General features: G+C 73.8%; 23 protein-coding genes. 7 read left to right on the top strand and 16 right to left on the bottom strand.

Annotated elements, in window-relative coordinates:
* The 6 genes from HGB54_RS04885 to HGB54_RS04860 form a co-directional block, all read right to left on the bottom strand.
* Complete coding sequence (locus HGB54_RS04885) at positions 1-1,491, bottom strand: amidohydrolase (RefSeq protein WP_168915449.1); 1,491 nt, start codon at positions 1,489-1,491, stop codon at positions 1-3.
* Complete coding sequence (locus HGB54_RS04880; protein WP_168915448.1) at positions 1,488-2,108, bottom strand: FMN-binding negative transcriptional regulator; 621 nt, start codon at positions 2,106-2,108, stop codon at positions 1,488-1,490. The genes HGB54_RS04885 and HGB54_RS04880 overlap by 4 nt, the downstream gene beginning before the upstream one ends.
* 19 nt (positions 2,109-2,127) lie before the next feature.
* Complete coding sequence (locus tag HGB54_RS04875; RefSeq protein ID WP_168915447.1) at positions 2,128-3,123, bottom strand: Fpg/Nei family DNA glycosylase; 996 nt, start codon at positions 3,121-3,123, stop codon at positions 2,128-2,130.
* Positions 3,124-3,125: 2 nt separating this feature from the next.
* Positions 3,126-3,611: a ribose-5-phosphate isomerase gene (locus tag HGB54_RS04870; RefSeq protein ID WP_168915446.1), complete on the bottom strand. Its 486-nt coding sequence runs from the start codon at positions 3,609-3,611 to the stop codon at positions 3,126-3,128.
* A 71-nt stretch (positions 3,612-3,682) separates the two neighbouring features.
* Positions 3,683-4,030, bottom strand: coding sequence for a cupin domain-containing protein (locus HGB54_RS04865; RefSeq protein WP_168915445.1), 348 nt, complete (start codon positions 4,028-4,030; stop codon positions 3,683-3,685).
* Positions 4,027-5,445, bottom strand: a complete 1,419-nt coding sequence (locus HGB54_RS04860; protein WP_168915444.1) for an NAD(P)/FAD-dependent oxidoreductase — start codon at positions 5,443-5,445, stop codon at positions 4,027-4,029. The genes HGB54_RS04865 and HGB54_RS04860 overlap by 4 nt, the downstream gene beginning before the upstream one ends.
* A 50-nt stretch (positions 5,446-5,495) precedes the next feature.
* Here HGB54_RS04860 and HGB54_RS04855 point away from each other — a divergent pair, with 50 nt between their 5' ends.
* The 4 genes from HGB54_RS04855 (at position 5,496) to HGB54_RS04840 (ending at position 11,486) form a co-directional block, all read left to right on the top strand.
* The gene (locus HGB54_RS04855; protein ID WP_168915443.1) at positions 5,496-7,433 is read left to right on the top strand and encodes an amylosucrase; all 1,938 of its coding nucleotides are present in this window, start codon (positions 5,496-5,498) and stop codon (positions 7,431-7,433) included.
* A gap of 79 nt (positions 7,434-7,512) precedes the next feature.
* Positions 7,513-10,053 carry an aminopeptidase N gene (gene pepN, locus HGB54_RS04850; protein WP_168915442.1) on the top strand — a complete coding sequence of 847 codons (2,541 nt, stop codon included), beginning with the start codon at positions 7,513-7,515 and terminating at the stop codon, positions 10,051-10,053.
* A gap of 72 nt (positions 10,054-10,125) precedes the next feature.
* Positions 10,126-11,079 (top strand): mechanosensitive ion channel family protein, encoded by a 954-nt coding sequence (locus HGB54_RS04845; protein ID WP_168915441.1) that lies wholly within the window; start codon positions 10,126-10,128, stop codon positions 11,077-11,079.
* Positions 11,076-11,486, top strand: coding sequence for a globin (locus HGB54_RS04840; protein ID WP_228545959.1), 411 nt, complete (start codon positions 11,076-11,078; stop codon positions 11,484-11,486). The genes HGB54_RS04845 and HGB54_RS04840 overlap by 4 nt, the downstream gene beginning before the upstream one ends.
* A gap of 36 nt (positions 11,487-11,522) precedes the next feature.
* Here HGB54_RS04840 and HGB54_RS04835 read toward each other — a convergent pair whose 3' ends face one another.
* Entirely contained in the window at positions 11,523-12,383 is an 861-nt protein-coding gene (locus tag HGB54_RS04835; protein WP_168915440.1) for an NmrA family NAD(P)-binding protein, read from the bottom strand.
* A gap of 162 nt (positions 12,384-12,545) precedes the next feature.
* Between HGB54_RS04835 and HGB54_RS04830 the strand changes: the two genes are divergently transcribed.
* Positions 12,546-13,166: a DUF2510 domain-containing protein gene (locus HGB54_RS04830; RefSeq protein ID WP_168915439.1), complete on the top strand. Its 621-nt coding sequence runs from the start codon at positions 12,546-12,548 to the stop codon at positions 13,164-13,166.
* A gap of 10 nt (positions 13,167-13,176) precedes the next feature.
* Here the strand turns inward: HGB54_RS04830 and HGB54_RS04825 are convergent, their stop codons facing one another.
* Genes HGB54_RS04825 through HGB54_RS04805 form a run of 5 tightly spaced genes read right to left on the bottom strand, consistent with a single transcriptional unit; the run spans position 13,177 to position 19,301 of the window.
* A complete protein-coding gene (locus HGB54_RS04825) occupies positions 13,177-13,974 on the bottom strand; it encodes an HpcH/HpaI aldolase/citrate lyase family protein (protein WP_168915438.1) in 798 nt (265 codons plus the stop codon).
* Complete coding sequence (locus HGB54_RS04820; RefSeq protein WP_168915437.1) at positions 13,971-14,498, bottom strand: MaoC family dehydratase; 528 nt, start codon at positions 14,496-14,498, stop codon at positions 13,971-13,973. Before HGB54_RS04820 ends, HGB54_RS04825 begins: the two co-directional genes overlap by 4 nt.
* Complete coding sequence (locus tag HGB54_RS04815; protein ID WP_168915436.1) at positions 14,495-15,646, bottom strand: acyl-CoA dehydrogenase family protein; 1,152 nt, start codon at positions 15,644-15,646, stop codon at positions 14,495-14,497. Before HGB54_RS04815 ends, HGB54_RS04820 begins: the two co-directional genes overlap by 4 nt.
* Positions 15,643-17,760, bottom strand: a complete 2,118-nt coding sequence (locus HGB54_RS04810; protein ID WP_168915435.1) for an ATP-binding protein — start codon at positions 17,758-17,760, stop codon at positions 15,643-15,645. The genes HGB54_RS04815 and HGB54_RS04810 overlap by 4 nt, the downstream gene beginning before the upstream one ends.
* A gap of 5 nt (positions 17,761-17,765) precedes the next feature.
* Positions 17,766-19,301: a carboxyl transferase domain-containing protein gene (locus HGB54_RS04805; protein ID WP_407663499.1), complete on the bottom strand. Its 1,536-nt coding sequence runs from the start codon at positions 19,299-19,301 to the stop codon at positions 17,766-17,768.
* A 213-nt stretch (positions 19,302-19,514) separates the two neighbouring features.
* Between HGB54_RS04805 and HGB54_RS04800 the strand changes: the two genes are divergently transcribed.
* Entirely contained in the window at positions 19,515-20,144 is a 630-nt protein-coding gene (locus HGB54_RS04800) for a TetR/AcrR family transcriptional regulator (protein WP_168915433.1), read from the top strand.
* Between the two features lie 48 nt (positions 20,145-20,192).
* Here the strand turns inward: HGB54_RS04800 and HGB54_RS04795 are convergent, their stop codons facing one another.
* The 4 genes from HGB54_RS04795 to HGB54_RS04780 all read right to left on the bottom strand — a co-directional run bounded on the left by HGB54_RS04795 (position 20,193) and on the right by HGB54_RS04780 (position 24,626).
* Positions 20,193-21,617, bottom strand: coding sequence for a dihydrolipoamide acetyltransferase family protein (locus HGB54_RS04795; RefSeq protein ID WP_168915432.1), 1,425 nt, complete (start codon positions 21,615-21,617; stop codon positions 20,193-20,195).
* Entirely contained in the window at positions 21,614-22,633 is a 1,020-nt protein-coding gene (locus HGB54_RS04790) for an alpha-ketoacid dehydrogenase subunit beta (RefSeq protein WP_168915431.1), read from the bottom strand. Before HGB54_RS04790 ends, HGB54_RS04795 begins: the two co-directional genes overlap by 4 nt.
* Positions 22,630-23,736 carry a pyruvate dehydrogenase (acetyl-transferring) E1 component subunit alpha gene (gene pdhA / locus HGB54_RS04785; protein ID WP_168915430.1) on the bottom strand — a complete coding sequence of 369 codons (1,107 nt, stop codon included), beginning with the start codon at positions 23,734-23,736 and terminating at the stop codon, positions 22,630-22,632. Before pdhA ends, HGB54_RS04790 begins: the two co-directional genes overlap by 4 nt.
* A gap of 212 nt (positions 23,737-23,948) precedes the next feature.
* Positions 23,949-24,626: a hypothetical protein gene (locus HGB54_RS04780; RefSeq protein WP_168915429.1), complete on the bottom strand. Its 678-nt coding sequence runs from the start codon at positions 24,624-24,626 to the stop codon at positions 23,949-23,951.
* A gap of 52 nt (positions 24,627-24,678) precedes the next feature.
* Here HGB54_RS04780 and HGB54_RS04775 point away from each other — a divergent pair, with 52 nt between their 5' ends.
* Positions 24,679-25,530 (top strand): acyl-CoA thioesterase, encoded by an 852-nt coding sequence (locus tag HGB54_RS04775; RefSeq protein WP_168916820.1) that lies wholly within the window; start codon positions 24,679-24,681, stop codon positions 25,528-25,530.
* Positions 25,531-25,550 lie beyond the last annotated feature (20 nt).

The following is a 25,550-nucleotide window of genomic DNA, read 5'->3' as shown; positions in this document are numbered from 1 at the left end:
CTAGAGCGCGGAGTGCGTCGCGCGACCGCCGAGGAGCGTGAGCGCGACGGGCATCGCCCGGAGGGCATCCCCCGACGCCGTCAGCGGGTCCTCGTCCACCAGCAGCAGATCGGCCGGCTCGCCCACCGCCACCATCGACCGCGACGACGCCGCGAGCGCCTCGTGCGGCGTGATCGCCTGCTCGGCGTGGAACGGCTCGCGGTCGCCGCGCGTGCGGGTCGTCGCCGCGGCGATCGCGACCCAGGGGTCGAGCGGCGCCACGGGCGCGTCCGAACCGAGGACGAGGCGCGCTCCCGCGTCGAGCAGCGATCGCAGCGCGAAGGCGCGATCCGTGCGCCCCGGCCAGAATCTTTCAGCCACATCGCGGTCGTCGACCGCGTGCTCGGGCTGCACGCTCGCCACGACGCCGAGCGCCGCGAACCGCGGGAAGTCGCAGGGTCGAACCAGCTGCGCGTGCTCGATGCGGCCGCCGCGGCCGATGCGCGCGAAGACGTCGAGCGCGGTGTGGTTCGCGCCGTCGCCGATCGCGTGCACGGCGAGCTCGAACCCGGCGCCGGCGGCGCGGGCGAGCAGGGGCTCGAGATCGCACGGCGGCACGGTCAGCACGCCGTAGGGCGTCGCCGACTCCTCCGGGTACGGATCGCAGCAGTAGGCGGTGCGGGTGTTGAGCGAGCCGTCGGTGATGACCTTCAGCGGGCCGACCCGAACGTCCGACGCGACGTCGAGGCCCGAGCGCAGCCCGAGCTCGATCGCGCGGTCGAGGTGCTGCGGATAGACGCCGAACTCGACGCGCAGCGCGTCGAAGCCGGCCTCGACGCGGCGGGCCCAGTCGTCGCGGTTCCAGCGCATCTCGAGGTCGACGACGCCGACGACGCCGCGGGCGGCGGCCTCGCGCGCGGCCTCCTCGACCCAGCGGTCGAGCACGTCATCGGGCGCGCCGTCGAGCTGGCGCGTGACCGCGAAGGCCGCCTCCTCGCGCAGCAGGCCCGAAACGGCCGCATCAGCGGTCTCGGCACCCTGCGAGCCGGCCGAGGCGGCGGCGTAGGCGGGCACGTAGCGCGCGAGCGCGGCCGTGTTGAGCCAGGCGCAGTGCACGTCGGCGCTGACGAGCACCACCGGGTGATCCGGCGCGGCGGCGTCGAGCAGGGCGGCCGTCGGGGCATCGGGCCAGAGCGCGTCGCGGAAGCCGCCGCCGACGATCGTCTCGCCGGGCGCGGCGGCGGCAGCGGCATCCCGAACCCGATCGGCGACCTCGTCGGCGCTCGACGCGCCCTCGAGATCGAGTCGGCGGCGGTGCTGCGCCCACTGCGTGAGGTGCACGTGCTCGTCCCAGAGGCCCGGCATGATCCAGCGGCCATCGGCGTCGATTACGCCGTCGCCGGCGGGCAGAGTGCCGGCCGGGTGGATGCCCGTGATGAGCCCCTCGGCGATGCTCACGTCGATCGGCGCGTGCCCTCCGAGCGGGCGGGCGTTCCGGATCGCGGTGATCATTCCCGTCTCCTCATCTCGCGGGCGAGGCCCGGATGCGCGTAGTGGCCGTCGCCCTCGAGCTGCGTCACGATGCTCGCGCGCACCTCCGGGGTCTTGCCTTGGCTGAGCTTCAGGCGCGCGTCGAAGCGGGTGACGCGCAGGCGGATGCCCACCGTTCCCTTCGCGACGCGCGCGCTGTACTCGGGGTCGAGGTGCAGGCCCCGCGGGTCGGGCACGTGCCGCTCGAAGTGGTCGGTGAGCGTGCTGAGCACCCGCAGGTTCTCCTCCGCCGAGAGGAGCTCGGGGGTGCCGTAGAGGTGCGCGGTGACGTGGTTCCAGGTCGGGATGATGTCGCCCTCGGCGTACCAGGAGGGCGAGATGTAGCCGTGGGGCCCCTGCACGATGACGAGCACCTCGCTCTCGCCGAGGCGGTGCAGCTGCTCGTCGGGGCGGCCGACGTGGCTCAGCAGCACGATGTCGTCGCCGGTGGAGGCGGCCTCGTCGAGCAGGAAGGGGTAGTGCGAGGCGACGATGCCGCGGTCGGGCACGTGCGAGACGATGCCGGCCCAGGGGTTCTCGCGCACGAGGCGGCGCACCTCGTCGGGCTCGGTGAGCAGGTACTGGGGCGTGTGGCGCATGATCGGTGCTCCTCGTCCGTCAGCTCTGGCAGTTCGGGCAGTAGTAGAGCTTGCGGCCCGCAGCCACCTCGAGCACGATGTGCGTCCCGCAGATGCGGCACGGCAGGCCCTCGCGCTTGTAGACCCAGTGCCGGTCGGCCCGGTTGCGCAGGGCGCGTTTCCGCGACTCCTCGTCGAGGCCGTCCATCGTCATCATCTGGCCGGTGTCGACGCCGATGCCGAGCAGGTAGCGCCAGTCGCGCCACAGCTCGCGGATGACGTCCTCGGGCAGGCTGGCGCCGGGCGTGTGCGGGTCGAGCCGGGCGCGGAACAGCATCTCCGCCCGGTACACGTTGCCGATGCCGCTCACGACGCTCTGATCCATGAGCAGCAGCCCGATCGGCACGCGGCGACGGCGGATGCGCGCGAGCATGCGCTCCTCGCCCTCCTGCGCGTCGTCGACGAGCGGATCGGGGCCGAGGGCGTCGATGACCGTCTGCACGGCGGCCGCGTCGAGTACCTCGCAGGCGGTGGGGCCGCGCAGGTCGGCGACGACGCGCTCGGTGAGCAGGCGCACGCGCACCTGCCCGATCGGCTCGGGCGGCCAGCCCTCGACGACGGCGGCCGTCTCGGCCTCGGCCATGCGCAGGCGGGTGCGCCGGGGGGCGCCGATGGAGGAGAGCGAGTCCTCGTGCTCGCCGACGACCGTGGCGGGGGCATCCCCCTCATCGCCGGTGCCGCGCATGCCGGTCTGGCCCATGCGCCCGCGGGCCGCGCGCTGCGTGGCGTCCTGCCGCAGGTCGCCCGAGAAGTCCCAGGCGCCGTAGATGCCGAGGTGCACGCGCAGCCACAGCGCCTCGTCGAACTCGAGGAACATCTGCTTGCCGACGGCCCGCGAGGCCGTCATGGTGCGGCCGTCGATGAGCGCCGCGCCCTCGGCGAAGCGGCCCTGCGGCGAGCTCACCGCGACGGCGTCGCCGACCATGTGCCGGCCGAACTGGCGGGCGATGCGGTGGACGGAGTGACCCTCGGGCACGGCTAGACGACGTCGCGGCCGGCGAGGGCGCCGGTCGTCTCGTACTCGCCGATCTGGCCGATGCGGCGCACGTGGCGGATGTCGCCGCTGAACGGCGTGGCGAGGAAGATCTCGATGAACCGCAGGGCGTCCTCGACGGGGTGCTGCCGCGCGCCGATCGAGATGACGTTCGCGTCGTTGTGCTCGCGGGCGAGGGCGGCGGTCGCGTCGTTCCAGACGAGGGCGGCGCGGATGCCCGGCACCTTGTTGGCCGCGATCTGCTCGCCGTTGCCCGAGCCCCCGAAGACGATGCCGAGCGCCTCGCGGCCCTCGGACTGGTCGTGGGCGACGGCGCGGGCGGCGTCGATGCAGAAGCCCGGGTAGTCGTCGAGGGCGTCGTACTCGACCGGCCCGTGGTCGATCACCTCGTGCCCGAGGGAGGCGACGTGGGCCTGCACGGTGCGGCTGAACTCGAGTCCGGCATGGTCGGTGGCCACGTGGATGCGCATGGGGTCAGTCTAGATCCGGCGCGAGGGGGCGGCCGTCGGCCGCGGGGCGCGCGCTCAGGCGGGGCGGGCGCTCAGGCGATGTAGATCTTGCGCAGGGTCTCGAGCACTTCCCACTCGGTCTCCTCGCCGTCGTCGAGACGGCCGACCGAGCCGACGACGAGCTCCTGCTCGGAGCCGTCCTCGCGGCGCAGGATGGCGCGGCCGGCGAGCACGATGAAGACCTCCTCGACCTCGACGTCGGTGACGATGCCCGGGGTCATCTCCCAGACCCCGATCTCCCAGTCGTCGACCTCGGTGAGAGCCTCGACGCCCGTGGTGGGCGAGCCCTCGACGACGCGCTCCTCCTCCACCGGCTCGTGGTCGAGCTCGAGGGTGAGGGCCTGCAGCACGGTGGCGGCGTCGAGCGGGAGTGAGGTCACGAATCGAACCCTAGACCCACCGCGTCGAGAGTGCGAAGGAATGCGCCGCGGCGGCCCTCGCGGTGGTCGGCCCGGTCGAGCGCGGCGCGCACTGCCTGCACGGCGAGGTACGTCGCCGGCTCGGGCGGGAACGGCAGCGGCAGCTCGTTCACCATCTTCAGGCTCGTGCGCTCGGTCTCGAGCCCGGCGAGCTGGTCGAGCATGACCTCGGCGGCGAAGCGGGTGGCGGCCACGCCCAGCCCGGTGAAGCCGGCCGAGTAGGCGACACGGCCGCCGTGGGCCGTCGCGTGGAAGGCGCAGAAGCGGCTCGAGGTGTCGATGACGCCCGCCCAGCGGTGGCTGAAGCGGATGCCCTCGAGCTGCGGGAAGGTCGTGAGGAAGTGCGCGGCGAGGGTCTCGAAGCTCTCGCGCCGCTCCTCGTACGCGCGGCGGATGCGGCCGCCGTAGTGGTAGACCGCGTCGTAGCCGCCCCAGAGGATGCGGTCGTCGGCGGTGAGCCGGTAGTAGTGGAACTGGTTGGCCGAGTCGGCGATGCCCTGCCGACCCTGCCAGCCGATGGCGGCGCGCTGCTCGGCGGTGAGCGGCTCGGTCATGAGCACGTAGTCGTAGACGGGCACGGTGTGCAGCCGGTACCGCTTGAGCAGCGAGGGGTAGGCGTTCGTCGCGAGGGCGACCCGGTCGGCGGCGAGGGTGCCGTGGGCGGTGTCGAGCAGCACCGCGTCGGGCTCGGCGGTGAGGCGGCGCACGGGCGACTGCTCGTGCACCTCCACGCCGGCATCGAGGCAGGCCTCGAGCAGGCTGCGGGCGAGCCTGCCGGGATGCACGAGCGCGGTATCGCGGGTCGACTCCAGCCCGCCGAGGTAGGTGGGCGAGTCGACGAGCGCCCGCATCCCGCCGCCGTCGTGGAACAGCTCGTGCTCGCCGTCGTGCGCCTCGGCGAGCGCCGCCAGCTGGTACTGCTCGGTGGCGACGGCGATGGACCCGACGCGCTCGAACTCGCACCGCCACCCCCGGGACTCGACGGTCTGCTCGATGGCGTCGAGGTTCGCCATCCCCAGGCGGTCGAGCTCGGCGAGCTCGGTCGGGAACCGCGTCTCGCCGTTCGCGGCCCCGTGCGTGAGGGTCGCCTCGACGAAGCCGCCGTTGCGCCCGGAGGCGGCGTGACCGATGCGCGCGCCCTCGAGCAGCACGACGCGGGCGCCGGGGTCGCGCTCCTTCGCCAGCAGCGCCGTCCACAGCCCCGCGTAGCCGCCGCCGACCACGGCGAGGTCGGCGCGCACGCGGCCGGTGAGGCGCGGCAGGGCGGGCGCGGCGGGCAGCTCGTCGAGCCAGAACACCGAGGGGCGCGACGGGGCCAGCGCCTCGGTCACGAGTCGGGTGTCGGGGCGCTCGCGGTCGAATACGGTGGTGGCCATACCGCCACGATGCCAGACGGTTATCCATTTGGACAATAGGGGAACGCGCAATGGAGCACACCCGTACCCGGTCGATCGACGACGCCCTCGCCGCCGCCCGGCTGCCCGAGACCGCCGAGAGCGACTGGCAGCAGCTGCTCGACCGGGTCGACCGCGAGCTGCCCCGGCTCGAGACCCTCTTCCGCCGGGTCTACGGCGAGAACGAGGCGACCGACGCCCAGCTCGCCCTCCTGCTCGGCGAGCTCGCGACGAGCTGGCAGGCCCGCCCCGCCGACCTCAAGGCGGTCGACTCCGCGCGCGAGGCCGATCCGCACTGGTTCCTGTCGAACCGGATGCTCGGCGGCGTGCTCTACGTCGACCGCTACGCCCGCGACCTCGACGGCGTGCGGGCGCGCATCCCGTACTTCCGGGAGCTGGGCCTCACCTACCTGCACCTCATGCCGCTCTTCCTCGCCCCCGAGGAGAACAGCGACGGCGGCTACGCCGTGTCGAGCTACCGCGAGGTGAGCCCCGCCCTCGGCGACATGGAGCAGCTCACCGCGCTCGCCGCCGAGCTGCGCGAGAACGGCATCGCCCTCGTCGTCGACTTCATCTTCAACCACACCTCGAACGAGCACGAGTGGGCGATGCGGGCCCGCGCCGGCGAGCAGGAATACGCCGACTACTACTGGATCTTCGACGGCCGCGAGATGCCCGACGCCTTCGAGACGACGGTGCGCGAGATCTTCCCCGACGACCACCCCGGCTCCTTCGTGCCCATGCCGCTGCCCGACGGAACCGTGCCGAGCCGGGAGGAGGCCGAGCGCTGGGTCTGGGCGACCTTCCACTCGTTCCAGTGGGATCTCAACTACGCCAACCCCGCGGTCTTCCGCGCCATGGCCGGCGAGATGCTGTTCCTCGCCAACCGCGGCGTCGACATCCTGCGCATGGACGCGGTCGCGTTCATCTGGAAGCAGCTCGGCACGACGTGCGAGTCGCTGCCCGAGGCCCACCTGCTCATCCAGGCCTTCAACGCCGCCCTGCGCATCGCCGCCCCCGCCGTGCTGTTCAAGTCGGAGGCCATCGTGCACCCCGACGAGGTCATCCAGTACATCTCGCCCGAGGAGTGCCAGCTCAGCTACAACCCCCTCCAGATGGCGCTCATCTGGAACTCGCTCGCCACGCGCGACGCCCGCCTGCTGCAGCAGGCCCTCGACCGCCGGCACGCGCTGCCCGCCGGCACCGCCTGGGTCAACTACGTGCGCAGCCACGACGACATCGGCTGGACCTTCGCCGACGAGGACGCCGCCGAGCTCGGCATCGACGGCTTCGAGCACCGGCGGTTCCTCAACAGCTTCTTCGTGAACCGGTTCCCCGGCAGCTTCGCGCGGGGCGTGCCGTTCCAGGACAACCCGAAGACGGGCGACTGCCGCATCTCGGGCACGACCGCCTCGCTCGCGGGCCTCGAGGCCGGTGACGCGGGCGCGATCGACCGCATCGTGCTCGCGCACTCGATCACGCTCTCGACCGGCGGCGTGCCGCTGCTCTACCTCGGCGACGAGGTCGGGCAGCTCAACGACTACTCCTACGTCGACGAGCCCGCCCATGCGGAGGACAGCCGCTGGGTCAACCGCCCGCCGTACCCCGAGGAGCGCTACGCCGAGCGCATCGACCCGACCACCGATGCCGGGATGCTCTACGCGCGCCTGCAGCAGCTGCTGGCCGTGCGCCGCCGCACGCCGGAGTTCGCCGGCGGCGCCCTCATCGGCTTCGACGCCCGCTCCCCCCACGTCGTCGGGTACCAGCGCCCGGGCGACGACGGAGCCCTCGTGCTCTGCCTCGCCAACGTCGCCGACGCCCCCGAGACGGTGCTGGCCTCCACGCTGCAGGGCATGCCCGCCACGGGCTCGGATCTCATCACCGGGCAGCCCGTCGACCTCCGGGCCGATCTCGTGCTGCCCGCCCACGGCCTCGCGTGGATCCGCGTGCGCTCGGGCGGCGGCGAATAGGGTTGAGTGCCGCGCGGCCACGAGCCGCGCATCCCCCGCGACAGAGCCCACACGCCCAGAGCCCCAAGGAGGCTGCATCGTGCCCGGAGAGAACCTGACCCGCGTCGAAGCGCAGGAGCGCTCGTCGCTCGTGTCGACCGAGAGCTACCAGATCGAGCTCGACCTCACGACGGGGGACGAGGTGTTCCGGTCGACGTCGACCGTGACCTTCTCCGCGACCGCGGGCGCGAGCACCTTCATCGACGCGATCACCCGCACCGTGCACTCGGTCACGCTCAACGGCGCCGAGCTCGACGCGGCCGCGGTGGCCGACGGCACGCGCATCCGGCTCGACGACCTGGCCGAGCAGAACGTGCTCACCGTCATCGCCGACCACGAGTACACGAACACGGGCGAGGGCCTGCACCGCTTCGTCGACCCCGTCGACGGCGAGGTGTACCTGTACTCGCAGTTCGAGGTGCCCGACAGCCGCCGCGTCTTCGCGGTCTTCGAACAGCCCGACCTCAAGGCGACGTTCCAGTTCACGGTGCGCGCCCCCGGCCACTGGGTGGTCGTCTCCAACTCCCCCAGCCCCGAGCCCGTCGTCGACGGCGAGTCGACGATCTTCACCTTCGCGCCGACCCCGCGCATCTCCAGCTACATCACCGCCGTCGTCGCCGGCCCGTACCAGTCGGTGCACTCGGAGCTCACGAGCGCCGACGGCCGCACCATCCCGCTCGGGGTCTACGCCCGCGCATCCCTCTTCCCCTTCATGGACGCCGACTACGTCTTCGAGAAGACCCGCCAGGGCTTCACGTACTTCGAGGAGAAGTTCGGCGTCGCCTACCCCTTCGAGAAGTACGACCAGCTCTTCGTGCCCGAGTTCAACGCCGGCGCCATGGAGAATGCGGGCGCGGTCACGTTCACCGAGACCTACGTGTTCCGCTCGAAGGTGACCGACGCCATCAAGGAGCGCCGCGTCGTCACGATCCTGCACGAGCTCGCCCACATGTGGTTCGGCGACCTCGTGACCATGAAGTGGTGGAACGACCTCTGGCTCAACGAGTCCTTCGCCGAGTGGGCGTCGACCATCGCGACCGCCGAGGCCACCGAGTGGACGGAGGCCTGGACGACGTTCCAGGCGATGGAGAAGAGCTGGGCGTACCGCCAGGACCAGCTGCCCTCGACCCACCCCGTCGTCGCGACCATCAACGACCTCGAGGACGTGCAGGTCAACTTCGACGGCATCACCTACGCCAAGGGCGGCAGCGTGCTCAAGCAGCTCGTCGCCTGGGTCGGGCAGGACGCCTTCTTCGCCGGCGTCTCGGCGTACTTCCGCAAGCACGCCTGGGGCAACACCGAGCTGCGCGACCTGCTCGTCGAGCTGGAGGCCGCGAGCGGCCGCGAGCTCACCGAGTGGAGCCAGAAGTGGCTCGAGACGGCGGGCGTCAACACGCTGCGCCCCGAGATCGAGACCGACGCCGACGGCGTCATCACGTCCTTCGCCGTGCTGCAGAGCGCGCCGGCGGACTACCCGACGATCCGCCCGCACCGCATGGCCATCGGCTTCTACGCGCTGCAGGGCGAGTCGCTGGAGCGCGTGCACCGCCTCGAGCTCGACGTCGACGGCGAGCGCACCGAGGTGCCCGAGCTCGTCGGCCAGGTCAAGCCCGACCTCGTGCTGCTCAACGACGACGACCTCGCCTACGCGAAGATCCGCCTCGACGACGACTCGCTCGCCGTCGCGATCGAGCATCTCGCGGGCATCTCCAGCCCGCTCGCCCGCGCGATCGTCTGGGGCGCCGTCTGGGACGCCACGCGCGACGCCGAGGCCGCCCCGCGCGACTACGTGCGCCTCGTGCTCGGCAACATCGCGACCGAGACCGAGTCGACGACCATCCGCACGACGCTCACGCAGCTGGCGACGGTCGCGCGCATGTACGTGGCCCCGGAGCACCGCGACGCGGTCATCCGCGAGGTCGCCGACGGCCTGTGGATGCTCGCACAGGGCGCCGCTCCCGGCAGCGACGCCCAGTTCCAGTTCGTGAAGTTCTTCGCCGCCATGGCCTCCACGCCCGAGCACGGCCGCACCCTCGCCGGGCTGCGCGACGGCTCGATCGCGCTCGAGGGGCTCGAGATCGACACCGACCTGTCGTGGGAGCTGCTCGAGGGCCTCGCCCTCGTCGGCGCCGCCACGGAGACCGATATCGACGCCGCGCTCGCGGCCGACAACACCTCGAACGGCGCGCAGGCCGCCGCCCGCGCCCGCGCCGCGATCGACACGGTCGAGGCGAAGCGCGCGACCTTCGAGCACCTCGTCGGCGACGACACCGTGCCGAACGCGATCGTGCGCATGACGACGATGGGCTACCTGCACGTCAACGATCCGGCCCGCCTCGAGCAGCTCGTCGAGCCGTACTTCGCCGCCCTCGGCGAGGTGTGGGAGAGCCGCACGTACAAGATCGCGGAGTACCTGATCCTCGGCCTGTACCCGGCCCCGCTCGCCTCCGAGAGCCTGGCCGCGGCGACTCGCGCGTGGCTCGACGCGAACCCGGGCATCCCGGCGCTGCGCCGCATGGTGTCGGAGAACCTCGCCGGTGTCGAGCGCGCTCTGGCCGCGCAGGAGCGCGACCGGGCCTGATCGAGCCCCGCACCATCGAACGGGGGTCCGCCATCGGCGGGCCCCCGTTCGGCGCTCGGTAGTCTGGGGTCGATGGAGACCTTCGACTGGGCCGTGTTCTGGCAGACCTGGGGCACGCCGATCCGCATCATCGCGCTGCTCGTCGGCGCGGGCATCCTGCGCGCCGCCCTGCGCTTCTCGATCAAGCGCGTCGTCGACCGCGTCGTCAGCGGGGTGAAGAAGGCGCAGGCCGTCGAGCACACCGTCGAGCTGAGCGCCTCGCCCCTGCACGCCGTGCGCGTCGTGCAGCGCACCCGCACGATCGGCAGCGTGCTCAACAACCTCGCGACCTGGGCGATCATCTCCGTCACCCTCGTGCTCGTGCTCGCCGAGCTGAACTTCTCGGTCACCGCGCTCATCGCGAGCGCCGGCGTGCTCGGCGCGGCCCTCGGCTTCGGCGCGCAGAACGTCGTGAAGGACATGCTCAACGGCCTGTTCATGGTCTTCGAGGACCAGCTCGGCGTCGGCGACATCGTCGAGCTGACCTCCACGCAGGGGCCCGTCTCGGGCGTCGTCGAGGAGGTCGGCGTGCGCGTCACGCAGGTGCGCGACGTCAACGGCACCCTGTGGTTCGTGCGCAACGGCGAGGTCGTCACCGTCGGCAACAAGTCGCAGGGCTGGGCGAGGGTCATCCTCGACATCCCCGCGCCCTACACCTCCGACGTCGAGGCGGTCGAGGAGGTCATGCTCGCGACGGCGCAGGCGCTCGCCGACGCCCCGGAGTGGAAGCGCAAGGTGCTGGAGAAGCCCGAGATCTGGGGCATCGAGTCGATCTCGGCGGAGGCCCTCGTCGTGCGCCTCGTCGTCAAGGTGCGCACGGCCGACCAGTTCGACATCGCGCGCGAGCTGCGCCTGCGCCTCAAGCTCGCCCTCGACGAGATGGGCGTCATGCTGCCGGCGATGAACCGCCTCGTACTCGACGCGATCGACGCGCCGAAGTCGCCGCGCAGCCGCAAGGCCGCCGCCGCGCCGGTGGAGAAGCCGTGACGACCGACGCCGGGCTGCCGATCGGGCCGCCCGACCCCTTCTTCACGCAGGTGGGCGGGCACGACACCTTCGTGCGGCTCGTACGCCGCTTCTACGAGGGCATCGAGCACGACGAGGTGCTTCGGCCGATGTACCCCGACGATGACATGGAGGGCGCGGTGTGGCGCCTCACCGCCTTCCTCGAGCAGTACTGGGGCGGCCCGACCACCTATAGCGAGCAGCGCGGCCACCCGCGGCTGCGCATGCGGCATATGCCGTTCAAGGTGAACCCCGACGCGCGCGACCGCTGGCTGCTCCACATGCGCGCCGCGGTCGACGAGCTGGCGCTGCCGCCGATGCACGAGGAGGCGCTGTGGGACTACCTGCAGCGCGCCGCGCACGCCATGGTCAACACCTTCGAGGAGTAGACCGGGGCGCGCGCGGCGCGAGGGCGCGGTGGATGCTCAGCCCGCGAGCGCCGCCCGCAGCCCCTGCTCGAGCGGCGTCGTCGGCCGACCGATGAGGCGCGACAGGTCGCCCGTGGTCGCGTCGAGCAGGCCGGATCGGATGTCGCCGTCGAGCGCGACGACGAACCCGGCGGTGCCCGCGTCGAGCCCGGCGGCGGTGAGCTGCGCGAGGTGCTCCTCGGCGGTCACCTGCTGCACGGCGATCGCCGCGCCGGTCGCCGCCGAGGCGGCGGCGGCGAGCTCGTCGAAGCCCCAGGCGACGTCGCCCGAGAGCTCGTAGACCGCGCCCTCGTGCCCCTCGCCCGTGATGACGGCGGCGGCCGCCTCGGCGTAGTCGATGCGGCTCGCGCTCGACACGCGGCCCTCCCCCGCGCTCGTGAGCAGCGCGCCGGTCTGCGCCGCCTGCCGCACGGCGCCGGCGTAGTTCTCGGTGTACCAGCCGTTGCGCAGCACGGTGACCGCGAGGCCGGAGTCGGCGAGCAGGCTCTCGGTCGCGGCGTGCTCGGGGGCGAGCACGAGGGGCGAGTCGGCGGCGTCGAGCACGCTCGTGTAGACGATGCGGCGCACGCCCGCGCGCTGGGCGGCCGCGATCGCCGCGCCGTGCTGCGCGACGCGCGAGCCGACCTCCGAGCCGGAGACGAGCATGAGGATCTCGGCCCCGGCGAGCGCCGCGTCGAGCGAGGCGGCGTCGTCGTAGGCGGCGGGGACGATGCGCACGCCGCGCTCGGCGAGGTCGGCGGCGCGCTCGACCGAGCGGCCCGTGCCGGTGATCGCGGCGGGCGCGACGCCGCGGGCGAGCAGGGATTCGATGATGAGGCGGCCGAGGTGGCCGGTGGCTCCGGTGACGACGATGGTCATGGGGGTGCTCCTTCGAGAGGCGGGCGCCGTGGCGCGGGTCGTCGGGGTCAACCGGCGCCGAGCATCCCCTGTTCCCGACGCGCGGGAGGGACGCGCCGGGCCGACGTTGCTACCCTCGCAGGCGGCACGACCGCCGTCCGCCCCGATTCGATGAGGATGCCCGTGAGCGACTCCCCCGCGACCCCCGCCCCCGTTCCCGCCGGCTGGTACCCCGACCCCGCGGGCGGCCCTGGCCGCCGCTGGTGGAACGGCACCGCGTGGACGGAGCAGATCGAGCAGCCCTACTCGGCGACCTACACCGCGCCCGTGCTCAGCGCACCCGCCGGCACGGCGCCGTACACCCCGTGGATCTGGATCCTCGCGCTGCTGCCCCTCACCTCGCTGCTGTCCTTCCTCCTGCTCGACGTCGAGGCGATCGTCGCGCAGTCCCTCGCGACCGACCCCTCCGACCCGTTCGCGATCCCCGCCCCGACCTCCGGCGAGCTGCTGACGAACGTCCTCGGCATCGTCGCCTGGGCGCTCGGCATCCTGCTCGCCTTCCTCGACTGGCGCGAGCTGAAGAAGCGCCGCGTCGACAAGCCCTTCCACTTCGCCTGGTCGATCCTGCTGTCGCTGGTCTACGTCATCGGCCGCTCGATCGTGGTGAAGCGCCGCATCGGCACGGGGCTCGCCCCGATGTGGACGGCCATCGCCCTGACCGCGCTCAACCTCGTCGTGATCATCGCGGTCACGGTCCAGATCACCACCGCGGTGCTCGCCGAGCTGCCGGGGTTCGCCCCCTAGCGACGCCGGGTCAGGCCTCGGCCCGCGCGGCGACCCGGCGCGCGTGCCGCAGCACGGGCTCGTCGACCATCCGGCCCTCGTGCGCGAACACGCCCGGCCGGCCCTCCGCCGCGCTGAGCAGGCGGCGCGCCGCGGCGAGCTCCTCCTCGGAGGGCCGGTACGCCGCCCGGATCGCCTCGACCTGCGAGGGGTGGATGCACGCGCTCGCGGTGAATCCCTGGGCCGCGGCATCGCGCGCCTCTGCCGAGAGCCCCTCGCGGTCGGCGATGTCGAGGTGCACGGCGTCGATCGCCGCGATGCCGTGGGCGCCCGCCGCGAGCAGCACCCGCGCGCGGGCGTGCACGGCGGCATCCCGGTACCGGCCGTCGGCGTGCCGGCTCGAGGAGCCCCCGAGCGACGCGATGAGATCCTCGGCGCCCCACATGAGCCCGACGACGTGGGGCGTCGCGGCGAGCGACTCGGCCGCCAGCACCCCGGCGGCGGTCTCGACGAGGGCGATCACCCGCCAGCGGCCGAGGGCACGCGCATCCACCGCCTTCGGCAGCATGAGGCGCCGGTAGCCGGTGCGCGCGAGGGCCTCGAGATCGCGAGCGTGTTCGTCGGTGCCGATCGCGTTGACGCGCACGATGACCCGCTCGGGGTCGACGGGGGTCGCGAGCAGCGCCGCGCGCGCCCGCTCCTTGTCCGCGGGCGCGACGGCGTCCTCGAGGTCGAGGATGACGCCGTCGGCCCGGTCGAGGGCCTTCTCGTAGCGCTCGGGCCGGTCGGCCGGGCAGAACAGCAGGGCGGGGCCAGGCAGCTCGCTCACGCGCCGTCCTCCGCTCCCGGGGCGGCGCCGCGGCACCAGACGAGGGTCGCGCGCTCGGCCGTCGCCACGACCTCGCCGTTCTGGTTGCGGCCGGTGTGCACGAGCCGGACGACGCCCTGCCCCGGTCGCGAGCCCGACAGGCGGGCCTCCGTCACGAGCGTCTCGCTGCGCAGCGTGTCGCCGATGAGCAGCGGGTGCGGGAAGGTCACGGCGCCGAAGCCGAGGTTGGCCACGAGGGTGCCCTGCGTGAGCTGGGCGACGGATGCCCCCACGATCGTCGCGAGCGTGAGCATCGAGTTGACCAGCTGCTCGCCGAAGGGCTGCGTCGCCGCCCAGTGCGCGTCGAGGTGCAGCGCCTGCGTGTTCATCGTGAGGGTCGTGAAGAGCACGTTGTCGGCCTCGGTGATCGTGCGGCCCGGGGCGTGCACGTAGGTCGCGCCCGGCTCGAACTCCTCGAACCAGAGCCCGCGCTGCACGATGCGACGGCCGGCGCCGGCAACGGCATCCCGCCCCTCGGCGCTCATGCGCGGATGCCCAGTTCGCGCGCGATGAGCATGAGCTGCACCTCGGTCGTGCCCTCGCCGATCTCGAGGATCTTCGAGTCGCGGTAGTGGCGGCCGACGAGGTACTCGTTCATGAAGCCGTAGCCGCCGAAGATCTGGGTCGCGTCGCGCGCGTTGTCCATCGCCGCCTCGCTCGCCGCGATCTTCGCGATGCTCGCCTGCGTCGTGAAGGGCTCGCCCGCGACCATCGCGAAGGCCGCGTCGTAGGTGGCGAGGCGCGCGAGGTGCACCCGCGACCGCATGCGGGCGAGCGTGAAGGCGATGTGCTGATTGGCGGAGACGGGGCGTCCGAAGACCGTGCGCTCCCCCGCGTAGCGCAGCGCCTCGTCGAGGCAGCCCTGCGCGACCCCGACGCCGAGCGCCGCGATCGCCACGCGCCCCTCGGTGAGCGTCTGCAGGAAGTTCGCGTAGCCGCGCCCGCGCTCGCCGAGCAGGTTGCCGGCGGGCACGCGCGCCTTCTGGAAGGTGAGCGGGTGGGTGTCGGAGGCGTTCCAGCCGACCTTGTCGTAGGCGGGCTCGACGGTGAAGCCCTCGGTGCCGGAGGGCACGAGGAACGCGCTCAGCTCGGGGCGTCCCCCGTCATCGCGCCCCGTGACCGCGGTGACGGTCACGAGCTCGGTGCGGGGGGTGCCGGAGTTGGTGATGAACTGCTTCGAGCCCGAGATGACCCACTCGTCGCCGTCGAGCGTCGCGGTCGTGCGGGTGGCCCCCGCGTCGGTGCCGGCCTCGGCCTCGGTCAGCCCGAAGCCCGCGAGCGCACGGCCCGAGGCGAGCCGCGGCAGCCAGTGCTGCTTCTGCTCCTCCGTGCCGCTGCGCAGGATGGGCATCGCCCCGAGCCCCACCGCGGCCTCGAGGGTGATCGCGACCGACTGGTCGACGCGCGCGATCTGCTCGATCGCGATGCACAGGTCGACGTAGTCGCCGCCCTGCCCGCCGTACTCCTCGGGCACGGGCAGGCCGAAGAGGCCCATCTCGCCCATCTGGTCGATGACGCCCCACGGCAGCTCGTGCGCACGGTCGGCCTCGTACGAGGCCGGGGCGACGACCTCGTCGGCGAACTCGCGCACGAGCTGCTGCAGCTCGAGCTGCTCCTCGGTGAAACCCCTCATGGTGTCGCTCCTTCGCGCTGCGTCGGGTCCGGTCCGGTGGTGGTAGTGGGCGGGGCGGCGGGATGCTCGGCCGCGGCCTCGACGCGCGCGACGACCTGGCGCTGCCGCACCTGCTCGCCGACCGCGACGGCGATCTCGGCGACGGTGCCCGCGAGGGGGGCCAGCACGGCGTGCTCCATCTTCATCGCCTCGACGACGAGCAGCGGATCGCCCGCCGCGACGGCGTCGCCGACCGCGACGGCGATCGACACGACGGAGCCCGGCATCGACGCGCGCACGGCGGGGTCGACGGCGCCCTCGACGCGGTCGAGGCCCGCGCGGTGCTCGGCGAGCAGCTCCGCGCGGTCGCGCAGCCGCCATGCCCGTCCGCCCGCGGCGGGCGCGCCGGTGCGCGCGAGCCAGACGGCGCCGTCGTGCGAGTCGTGCGCGACGACGAAGGCCGTGCGGCGGTCGTCGAGCGCGAGCACGAGCTCGTCGCCCTGCCGACGGAGGCGCGCGCGGCGGGTGGTCGCGGCGGCGAGGGCGGGGGCATCCGGATGCGCGCCCGCGACGAGGGCGACCGCGCGCTCCTCCGCCGCGCCCGAGACGAGCACCGTGGTCGACCTTCCGGCATCGTCGCCGACGACGTACCGCGCGGGTCGGGCGCCCTGCACGCGGAACCCGCTCGGCCGCGCCCACGGGCCGGAGCCCGCGGCCGCCCGCTCCCGCTCCTCGTGCGCGAGCAGGGCGACGGCCGCGATCGCGGCGTCGTCGCGCGGCGGCGTCCCCGCCTCCTCGGCGGCACGGCGCTCGACGAGGCCGGTGTCGAGTCGGCCGGCTCGCACCTCGGGGTCGGCGAGGAGGCCGCGGAGGGCCGCGAGATTCGTCGGCACCCCGAGCACGACGGTCTCGGCGAGCGCCGCGTCGAGACCGGCGAGCGCGGCGGCGCGGTCCGGCCCGTGCACGATGATCTTCGCGAGCAGCGAGTCGTAGTGGGCGGTGACGACCGCGCCCTCGCGGAGGCCGGAGTCGACCCGTACACCCTCGCCGCTCGGCTCCTGCAGCGCGAGCACCGTGCCGGTCGCGGGCAGGAAGGCCGCGTCCTCCGCGCAGAGCCGCGCCTCGATCGCCCAGCCGGTCGTCCGCACCGGCGGCAGCTCGAGCGCCTCCCCCGCGGCGACGCGCAGCTGCTGCTCGACGAGGTCGATGCCGGTGACGAGCTCGGTGACGGGGTGCTCGACCTGCAGGCGCGTGTTCATCTCCATGAAGAAGAACGCGCCAGGGTCGGCGTCGGAGACGAGGAACTCGACCGTGCCCGCCCCGCGGTAGTCGACGCTGCGGGCGACCGCGCAGGCGGCCTCGCCCATCGCCGTGCGGGCGGCATCGTCGAGCAGCGGGCTCGGCGCCTCCTCGATGACCTTCTGGTGCCGTCGCTGCAGCGAGCACTCGCGCTCGCCGAGCGAGATCGTCGTGCCGTGCGCATCGGCGAGCACCTGCACCTCGATGTGCCGGGGGCGCTCGACGAGGCGCTCGAGCAGCAGGGCGTCGTCGCCGAAGGCCGCGAGCGCGACGCGCCGGGCCGTGCGCAGGGCCGCGGGCAGCTCGTCGAAGTCGCGCACGACCGTCATGCCCTTGCCGCCGCCGCCCGCCGAGGGCTTGACGATGAGCGGCACGCCGACGCCCTCCGCGGCGGCGAGCAGCTGCTCATCGGACATGCCCGGCTCGCCCGCGCCCGGGATGATCGGCACCCCGTGCTCGGCGACGTGCGCCTTGGCGCGCATCTTGTCGCCCATGACCTCGAGCGCCCGCAGTCCGGGGCCGACGAGCACGATGCCCGCCTCGGCGCAGGCGCGCGCGAGCGCGGGGCTCTCGGAGAGGAAGCCGTAGCCGGGGTGGACGGCCGAGGCGCGCGCGGCGCCGGCGGCTCCGACGACGGCGCCGACGTCGAGGTAGCTCTGCGCCGCGGGGGCGGGGCCGAGCCGCACGGCCTCGTCGGCGAGGTGCACGTGGGGGGCATCCCGATCGGCGTCGCTGTAGACCGCGATCGAACGGATGCCCATGCGGCGCAGGGTGCGGATGATGCGGCAGGCGATCTCACCGCGGTTGGCGACGAGCACGCTCTCGAAAGGGGGCATCGCGGTCACATCCGGAAGAGGCCGAAGGCCGGATCGGGCAGCGGCGTGCGGCTGCAGACGTCGAGAGCGAGGCCGAGGATCTCGCGGGTGTCGGCCGGGTCGATGATGCCGTCGTCCCACAGCCGCCCGGTCGAGAAGTAGGGGCTGCCCTGCTGCTCGTAGAGCGCGCGGACGGGCGCCTCGAAGGCCTCCTGCTGCTCGGGGCTCCAGTCGTCGCCGAGCTGCTCGCGCCGCACCGTGCCGAGCACGGAGGCCGCCTGCGCCCCGCCCATGACGGAGATGCGGGCGTTCGGCCACATCCAGAGGAAGCGGGGCGAGTAGGCCCGGCCGCACATCGAGTAGTTGCCGGCCCCGAAGGAGCCGCCGATGACGACCGTGAGCTTGGGCACGCGCGTCGTCGAGACGGCCGTCACCATCTTCGCGCCGTGCTTGGCGATGCCGCCCGCCTCGGCGTCGCGCCCGACCATGAAGCCCGAGATGTTCTGCAGGAACAGCAGCGGCACGCCGCGCTGGTCGCACAGCTCGATGAAGTGCGCGCCCTTCTGCGCCGACTCGCTGAACAGCACCCCGTTGTTGGCGACGATGCCGACGGGGTGGCCGTGGATGCGGGCGAAGCCGGTGACGAGGGTCTCGCCGTACTCGCGCTTGAACTCGTGCCAGCCCTCGCCGTCGACGAGCCGCGCGATGACCTCGCGCACGTCGTAGGGGGTCTGCACGTCGGGCGGCACGACGTCGTAGAGGGTGCCCGGGTCGACCGCGGGCGGCGTCGAGGGCACGACCTGCCACACGGGCGGGGCCGGAGGGGGGAGCGTCGCGACGATGTCGCGCACGATCTGCAGGGCATGGCGGTCGTCGTCGGCGAGGTGGTCGACGACGCCGGAGACGCGCGCGTGCACCTCTCCCCCGCCGAGCTCCTCCGCCGTCACGACCTCGCCGATCGCCGCCTTCACGAGCGGCGGCCCGCCGAGGAAGATCGTGCCCTGCCCGCGCACGATCACCGTCTCGTCGCTCATCGCGGGCACGTAGGCGCCGCCCGCCGTGCACGAGCCCATGACGGCGGCGATCTGCGGGATGCCCTGGGCCGACATGCGCGCCTGGTTGAAGAAGATGCGCCCGAAGTGATCGCGGTCGGCAAACACCTCGGCCTGCAGCGGCAGGTAGGCGCCGCCCGAGTCGACGAGCGCGATGCACGGCAGGCGGTTCTCGGCGGCGATCTCCTGCGCCCGGAGGTGCTTCTTGACCGTGAGCGGGAAGTAGCTGCCGCCCTTGACGGTGGCGTCGTTGGCGATGATGAGCACGTGGCGGCCCTCGACGAGCCCGATGCCCGCGATGACGCCCGCGCCGGGCGCCTCGTCGTCGTAGAGCCCGGTCGCCGCGAGGGGCGCGACCTCGAGGAAGGGGCTGCCCTCGTCGAGGAGCACGTCGATGCGCTCGCGCGGCAGCAGCTTGCCGCGGGCGACGTGGCGCTCGCGGGAGCGCGGCGGGCCGCCGAGCGCGGCGATCGCGAGGCGCTCGCGCAGCTCGTCGACGAGCCGGCGCATGCGGGCGGCGTTCGGCTCGCCGGGCCGGGGCTCCGGCGGTGTGCTCGTCGTCGGCGTCGTCGGCGTCGTGCCGAGGGTCTCCATCGACCGCTCTCCTCGTCCTCCGGGGGCGGTTCGTGGCGCCCTCGGCTCGCGTCGCGTCCGACCGCTCGGTTAGCGGTCGTTCACCCGATCAGGTTAGCCATCGTTCACCGCACTGTCTACGCTGAACTCGTGGAGCGCGGAACGGGGACGGGGTCGGGGTCGGCCCCGACCGGCGCGCCGACACCGGCGACCGCGCGCGGGCGCGCGAAGGCCGAGCGCCGCGCCGAGCTGCTGCGCGCGGCGGCGCGGCTCTTCGCCGAGCGCGGGTACCCCCGCGTCTCGCTCGACGACCTCGGCGCCGCCGCGGGGGTGAGCGGCCCCGCCGTCTACCGCCACTTCGCGAGCAAGCAGGCCGTGCTGGCCGCCGTGCTGCTCGACGCCAGCGAGGGCCTGCGCACGGGCGGCGCCGCAGTCGTGGCGGCCGCGGCCGACGCCCGCACGGCGCTCGAGCGCCTCGTCGCCTTCCACGTCGACTTCGCCCTCGCGAACCCCGACGTCATCCGCGTGCAGGATCACGACCTCGACAGCCTCGCCGAGCCCGACCGGCACGCCGTCCGCACGCTGCAGCGGCAGTACGTCGAGCTGTGGGTCGACGTGCTCGCGCGGCTGCGCCCCGAGGAGGCGCGCGCGGCGCTCCGCACGCGCGCCCACGCGACCTTCGGTCTGCTCAACTCCACGCCCTACAGCGATCGGCCCGGCGCCTCCGCCGGCACGCGCGGCACGCTCGAGCGCATGGCGCTCGCCGCGCTCACCGTCTGAGCGCGGCGAGCGCGAGCGCAGCATCCCGCGCGGTACCGGGCCGGCCGGTCAGACGAGCGCGAGCACGCTCGCCGGATCGCGCAGCACCCCCGCGACGTCGGTGAGGAACCGCGCCCCCTGCTCGCCGTCGACGAGACGATGATCGAACGACAGGCTGAGCGTCATGACCTCGCGCAGCGCGATGCCGCCCTCGAACTCCCACGGCTGCCGGCGCACGGCCCCCGTCGCGAGGATCGCCGCCTCGCCGGGCACGAGGATGGGCGTGCCGCCATCGACGCCGAGGGAGCCGATGTTGGTGATCGTGATCGTGCCGCCCCGCATCGCCTGCGGCGTCGTGCGCCCCTCCCGCGCGGTCGCCGCGAGCTCGCGGATCGCGCCGGCGAGCTGCGGCACGGTGAGCGCCTCCGCCCCGGGGATGCAGGGGACGACGAGCCCGCGCGGGGTCGCGACCGCGATGCCGAGGCCGACGCGGCCGAAGTGCACGATCTCGCCCGCCTCCTCGTCCCATCGGCTGTTGACGTCGGGCGTGCGGCGCACGGCAAGGCACAGGGCCTTGGCGACGACGGCGAGCACGCTCGCGTCGTGCCCGGCCGCGCGCAGCCGCGCGACGAGCTCGGTCGTCGCCGTGACGTCGACGGTGAGGAACTCGGTGACGTGCGGCGCGGTGAACGCGCTCGCGACCATGGCCTGGGCCGTCGCCCGGCGCACGCCGCGGATCGGGGTCCGCGCGTCCTCGCTCGTCGACGCGGTGGCGGGATGCTCCGCCGAGGCCCGTTCGGCCGCCGCGGTGACGTCGGCGCGCGTGACCGCGCCGCCCTCCCCCGAGCCCGCGAGCGCCCCGAGGTCGACCCCGAGGTCGTGCGCGAGCTTGCGCACGGGCGGCGTCGCGAGCGCGGCGCCGCGGCCGGGCGGGCACGCGGCGTCGTCGCGCGACCGGGTCGGGCGGCTCGGCGCCTCGGGCAGCGTGCGCGCCCGACGGGCCGGACGACGGCCCGTCTCGACCGCCGGCCCGTAGCCGACGAGCACGGCCGTGCGGGCGGCGGCGCCGACGGGCGCCTCCGCCGAGGCCGAGGCCGAGGCCGAGGCCACGGCAGCGACAGCGGCAGCGGGGTCGGCCTGCTCCGCAGGCGATGCGGCGACCGCGTCGACCTGCCCGGCCGGCGGCGCCGCCGCGGCCTCCGGCGTCGGCGCCCCGACGGCGACGCCGTCCTCGTCGCCCGGCGAGACCGCCACCGGCACCTCGATCGAGAGCAGCGGCGCGCCGACGGCGACCGTCTCGCCCTCGCCGGCGTGCAGCGCGGTGACGATGCCGGCCCAGGGCGAGGGCAGCTGCACGACCGCCTTGGCGGTCTCGACGTCGGCGATCGTCTGGTTGAGGGTGACCCGGTCGCCGACGGCGACGTGCCACTCGACGACCTCCGACTCGGTGAGCCCCTCCCCCAGGTCGGGCAGGGCGAACTGCTTGACGGTCATCGCGGGCTCCATCCGGTGAGGGCGTTCGCGCGGCCGAGCACGCGGTCGACGGCATCGAGGATGCGGTCGAGGTCGGGCAGGAAGTGCTCCTCGGCGCGAGCGCTCGGGTAGGGGGTGTCGAAGCCCGTCACCCGCGCGGGCGCGGCCTCGAGGTGCAGGAAGCAGCGGTCGGTGATGCTCGCCGCGATCTCCGCGCCGAGCCCGCCCGACTGCTGGGCCTCGTGGGTGATGACGAGCCGCCCCGTCCTGCGCACGCTCGCCTCGATCGTGTCGAGGTCGAGGGGCGCGAGCGAGCGCAGGTCGACGACCTCGATCGAGAGGCCCTCGTCGCTCGCGGCGACCGCGGCGTCGATGGCCGTGGCGACGAGCGGCCCGTACGCGACGATCGTGACATCGGTGCCCTCGACGACGACGCGCGCCCGGTCCATCAGCTCGGCGCGGCCGGGCTCGTCGAGCACGGTCTCGTCGACCTCGCCCTTCGTCCAGTACCGGCGCTTGGGCTCGAAGAACACCACGGGGTCGTCGCAGGCGATCGCCTGCCGCAGCATGGTGTGGGCGTCCTGCGGCGTCGAGCAGGTCACCACGCGCAGCCCCGCGGTGTGCGCGAAGTACGCCTCGGGCGATTCGGAGTGGTGCTCGACCGCGCCGATGCCGCCGCCGTAGGGCACCCGGATGGTGAGCGGCATGCGCACCGCGCCGCCCGTGCGGTAGTGCAGCTTGGCGACCTGCGCGACGATCTGGTCGAAGGCCGGGTAGATGAAGCCGTCGAACTGGATCTCGCATACCGGCCGGAACCCGCGGAACGCGAGCCCCACCGCCATGCCGATGATGCCGGATTCCGCGAGCGGCATGTCCATGACGCGATCGGGGCCGAAGTCGCGCTGCAGCCCGTCGGTGACGCGGAACACGCCGCCGAGGGCGCCGATGTCCTCGCCCATGAGCACGACGCGGTCGTCGTCGGCGAGCGCCCGGCGCAGCCCCGAGCCGAGGGCCTTGGCGAGGGTGAGCTGCGTCATTCGGCCACCTCCCCGATGCTCCGCAGGTACGCGGCCTGCTGCGAGCGCTGGCGGTCGAGCGCCGAGTTCGGCTCGGCGTACACGTGGTCGAAGATCGAGAGCGGGGCGGGCTGCGGCAGGGACGTGCATCCCGCCCGGAACGCCGCCGCGACCTCGTCGGCGCGGGCCGCCACGCGCGCGGCCGCCTGCTCGGTGAGCACGCCCTCGGCGCGCAGGTGCGCCTCGACGCGGGCGATCGGATCCCTGCCCGCCCACTCCGCGCGCTGCCGCGGATCGACGTAGCGGCTGGGATCGTCGCTCGTCGTGTGCGGGCCCATGCGGTAGGTGACCGCCTCGATGAAGGTCGGGCCGTCGCCGCGGTGGGCGCGCTCGAGCGCCCGGCGCGTGACGGCGAGCACGGCGAGCACGTCGTTGCCGTCGACGCGCACGCTCGGGATGCCGAAGCCCGGTGCGCGCTCGGCGATGGGGCGCTGCGCCTGCAGCCCGACGGGCTCGGAGATCGCCCAGTGGTTGTTCTGGCAGAAGAAGACCACGGGCGCGGCGAAGGAGGCCGCGAAGACCATCGCCTCGTTGACATCGCCCTGGGTCGTCGCCCCGTCGCCGAAGTAGGCGACCGCCGCGGTGTCGACGCCGTCGCGGCGGCATCCGACCGCGTAGCCGACGGCGTGCAGGGTCTGCGCGCCGATGACGATCGCGGGCGTGGCCATGTTCACCGAGTACGGGTCCCAGCCCGACTGCGACGTGCCGCGCCACACCCGCAGCAGGTCGCGGGGCTCGACGCCGCGGCAGTAGGCGACGCCGTTCTCGCGGTAGCTCGGGAACACGAAGTCGTCCTCGCGCAGCGCCCGGGCCGAGCCGACCTGCGCGGCCTCCTGCCCGAGCAGCGGCGGCCAGAGGCCGAGCTCGCCCTGCCGCTGCAGCGCGGTGGCCTCGACGTCGAGGCGCCGCACGACGACCATGTCCTCGTAGAGGGAGAGGAGCCGCTCACCCGTCGCGTCCGCGACGTAGGACTCGTAGAGGGGATGCTCCATCCGCGTCCCCGCGGGATCCAGCAGTTGCACCAGCTCGTCGCCGGGAAGCCCCTCGGCGGTGCTGTCGAGCATCGATGCGATGCTCTCGTCGGACACTGTCGTACGCAACGATTCTCCGATCCGCCGCGCCGCCAGCGGGTGAGCCGGTGCGCGGACGATCCTCACAGCGCCGGCCTGTGGGCCCGCGCTGACCCGGGCGCCGTTGCCCGGAGTTGCGTCCGACCGTAGTCAGGTCTCGACCCGGGGGCAAGATCGACCCGCCGCGGATCGGAGGGCGCCTCGACTCAGAGCGCGCCGGCGGCCTGCTTCACGAGCACGTGGCCGCGGCGGGTGGAGAACCGCAGCCAGGCGCCCGCGGCGAACTGCTGCACGGGGTCGTCGCCGAGGAACCCGAGGCTCTCGAGCGCGAAGGCGGCGCCGGCCGGGATGTGGTCGTGGCCGGGCAGGGCGCGCCCCCACACCTCGCGGCGGACGCGGTGCACGAGGTCGGCGCCCAGAGCGCCGGGGACGGCGGCGGCGACCTCCTCGATGCCGGCGCGCGCGGCGGCGGCGAGGGGCGCGGGCTCGAGCGGGGCCATCCGCTGCCAGCCCGCGCGGGGCGGCGTGATCGCGGCCCAGACGACGGAGCGGACCGGCTCGGGCACGGGCAGCGCGACGGGCGCGGCGGCCTCGGCCGGGGCATCCCCCGCACCGATCGCCGTCTGCAGCGACGCGGCGAGCTCGGCGATCGCGACCACGGCATCGGCCGCGCCCTCGACGAGCGCGAGGCTGCGCAGGCCGAGCACGGTCGGGCTGCGGTCGAGCAGGCCCTGCGGGTGCACGACGGCGGCGGAGACCGCGAGCACGCCCCCGCCGGCCTGCAGGCGCACGGCACCGCCCGGGTCGAGGCGGGCGGCGCGGGCGAGGAAGGTGGCCAGATCCTGCGCGGTGGCGCGGTCGGGCAGCAGCAGGGTCGAGGGCATCGCTCCCTAGACTACCGGCGTGACCGACACCACTCCCGACCCCGTCGCGGGCATGCTGCAGGCCCTCTCCCTCGCCGACACCGGCGCCCGCACCACCGAGGACGTCTTCACGGCCCCCAGCCAGTGGATGCCCCAGGGCCGCGTCTTCGGCGGGCAGGTGATGGCGCAGTCGGTGCTCGCCGCGACCCGCACGGTCGAGGGCGAGCGCGCGATCCACTCGATGCACGGCTACTTCCTGCGCCCGGGCGACGTCACCGAGCCGATCACCTTCTCGGTCGACCGCATCCACGACGGCCGCTCCTTCTCCACCCGGCGCACGCAGGCGTACCAGAAGGGCGTGCCCATCCTGTCGATGATCGCCTCGTTCCAGGACGACGACCCCGGGCTCGACCACCAGGCCACGATGCCCTCGGGCATCCCCCAGCCCGAGGACCTGCCGAGCGCCGCCGAGGTGCTCGCGCCCATCGACCACCCCGTGGCCCGCTTCTGGGCGCACGAGCGGCCGTTCGACCTGCGGCACGCGCCCGATCCGATCTACTTCCGCAGCGGCGAGGAGCGCACGGCCCACCAGGCGGTCTGGTTCCGGTCGCTGGATGCCCTGCCCGACGATCCGGCGCTGCACCGGGCCGCGCTCGCCTACGCGAGCGACTACTCGATCCTCGAGCCGATCCTGCGCCGCCACGGCAAGAGCTGGATCACGCCGGGGCTCAAGATGGCGAGCCTCGACCACGCCATGTGGTGGCACCGCCCCGCCCGCGTCGACGACTGGCTCTGCTACGTGCAGGAGTCGCCCAACGCCATCGGCGGGCGCGGACTCTCGCTCGGCCGCATCTTCACCCGCGACGGGATGCTCGTCGCGAGCGTCGCGCAGGAGGGCATGGTGCGCGTCCCGCTCGACGACTAGTCGCGCGGCCACGCCCTCCC

Source organism: Microcella flavibacter (assembly GCF_012530535.1).
GTDB lineage: Bacteria > Actinomycetota > Actinomycetes > Actinomycetales > Microbacteriaceae > Microcella > Microcella flavibacter.
The sequence above is the reverse complement of the archived record's forward strand: the minus strand, read 5'-3'. Positions and strand labels throughout refer to the sequence as shown.

Bases quoted from the DNA above. Each gene is read 5' to 3' on its own strand.
- HGB54_RS04885 (WP_168915449.1), bottom strand. From the start codon at position 1,491: ATGATCACCGCGATCCGGAACGCCCGCCCGCTCGGAGGGCACGCGCCG.
- HGB54_RS04880 (WP_168915448.1), bottom strand. From the start codon at position 2,108: ATGCGCCACACGCCCCAGTACCTGCTCACCGAGCCCGACGAGGTGCGC.
- HGB54_RS04870 (WP_168915446.1), bottom strand. From the start codon at position 3,611: ATGCGCATCCACGTGGCCACCGACCATGCCGGACTCGAGTTCAGCCGC.
- HGB54_RS04860 (WP_168915444.1), bottom strand. From the start codon at position 5,445: ATGGCCACCACCGTATTCGACCGCGAGCGCCCCGACACCCGACTCGTG.
- HGB54_RS04855 (WP_168915443.1), top strand. From the start codon at position 5,496: ATGGAGCACACCCGTACCCGGTCGATCGACGACGCCCTCGCCGCCGCC.
- HGB54_RS04845 (WP_168915441.1), top strand. From the start codon at position 10,126: ATGGAGACCTTCGACTGGGCCGTGTTCTGGCAGACCTGGGGCACGCCG.
- HGB54_RS04835 (WP_168915440.1), bottom strand. From the start codon at position 12,383: ATGACCATCGTCGTCACCGGAGCCACCGGCCACCTCGGCCGCCTCATC.
- HGB54_RS04820 (WP_168915437.1), bottom strand. From the start codon at position 14,498: ATGAGCGCCGAGGGGCGGGATGCCGTTGCCGGCGCCGGCCGTCGCATC.
- HGB54_RS04815 (WP_168915436.1), bottom strand. From the start codon at position 15,646: ATGAGGGGTTTCACCGAGGAGCAGCTCGAGCTGCAGCAGCTCGTGCGC.
- HGB54_RS04810 (WP_168915435.1), bottom strand. From the start codon at position 17,760: ATGCCCCCTTTCGAGAGCGTGCTCGTCGCCAACCGCGGTGAGATCGCC.
- HGB54_RS04805 (WP_407663499.1), bottom strand. From the start codon at position 19,301: ATGCGCCGGCTCGTCGACGAGCTGCGCGAGCGCCTCGCGATCGCCGCG.
- HGB54_RS04795 (WP_168915432.1), bottom strand. From the start codon at position 21,617: ATGACCGTCAAGCAGTTCGCCCTGCCCGACCTGGGGGAGGGGCTCACC.
- HGB54_RS04790 (WP_168915431.1), bottom strand. From the start codon at position 22,633: ATGACGCAGCTCACCCTCGCCAAGGCCCTCGGCTCGGGGCTGCGCCGG.
- pdhA (WP_168915430.1), bottom strand. From the start codon at position 23,736: ATGCTCGACAGCACCGCCGAGGGGCTTCCCGGCGACGAGCTGGTGCAA.
- HGB54_RS04780 (WP_168915429.1), bottom strand. From the start codon at position 24,626: ATGCCCTCGACCCTGCTGCTGCCCGACCGCGCCACCGCGCAGGATCTG.
- HGB54_RS04775 (WP_168916820.1), top strand. From the start codon at position 24,679: ATGCTGCAGGCCCTCTCCCTCGCCGACACCGGCGCCCGCACCACCGAG.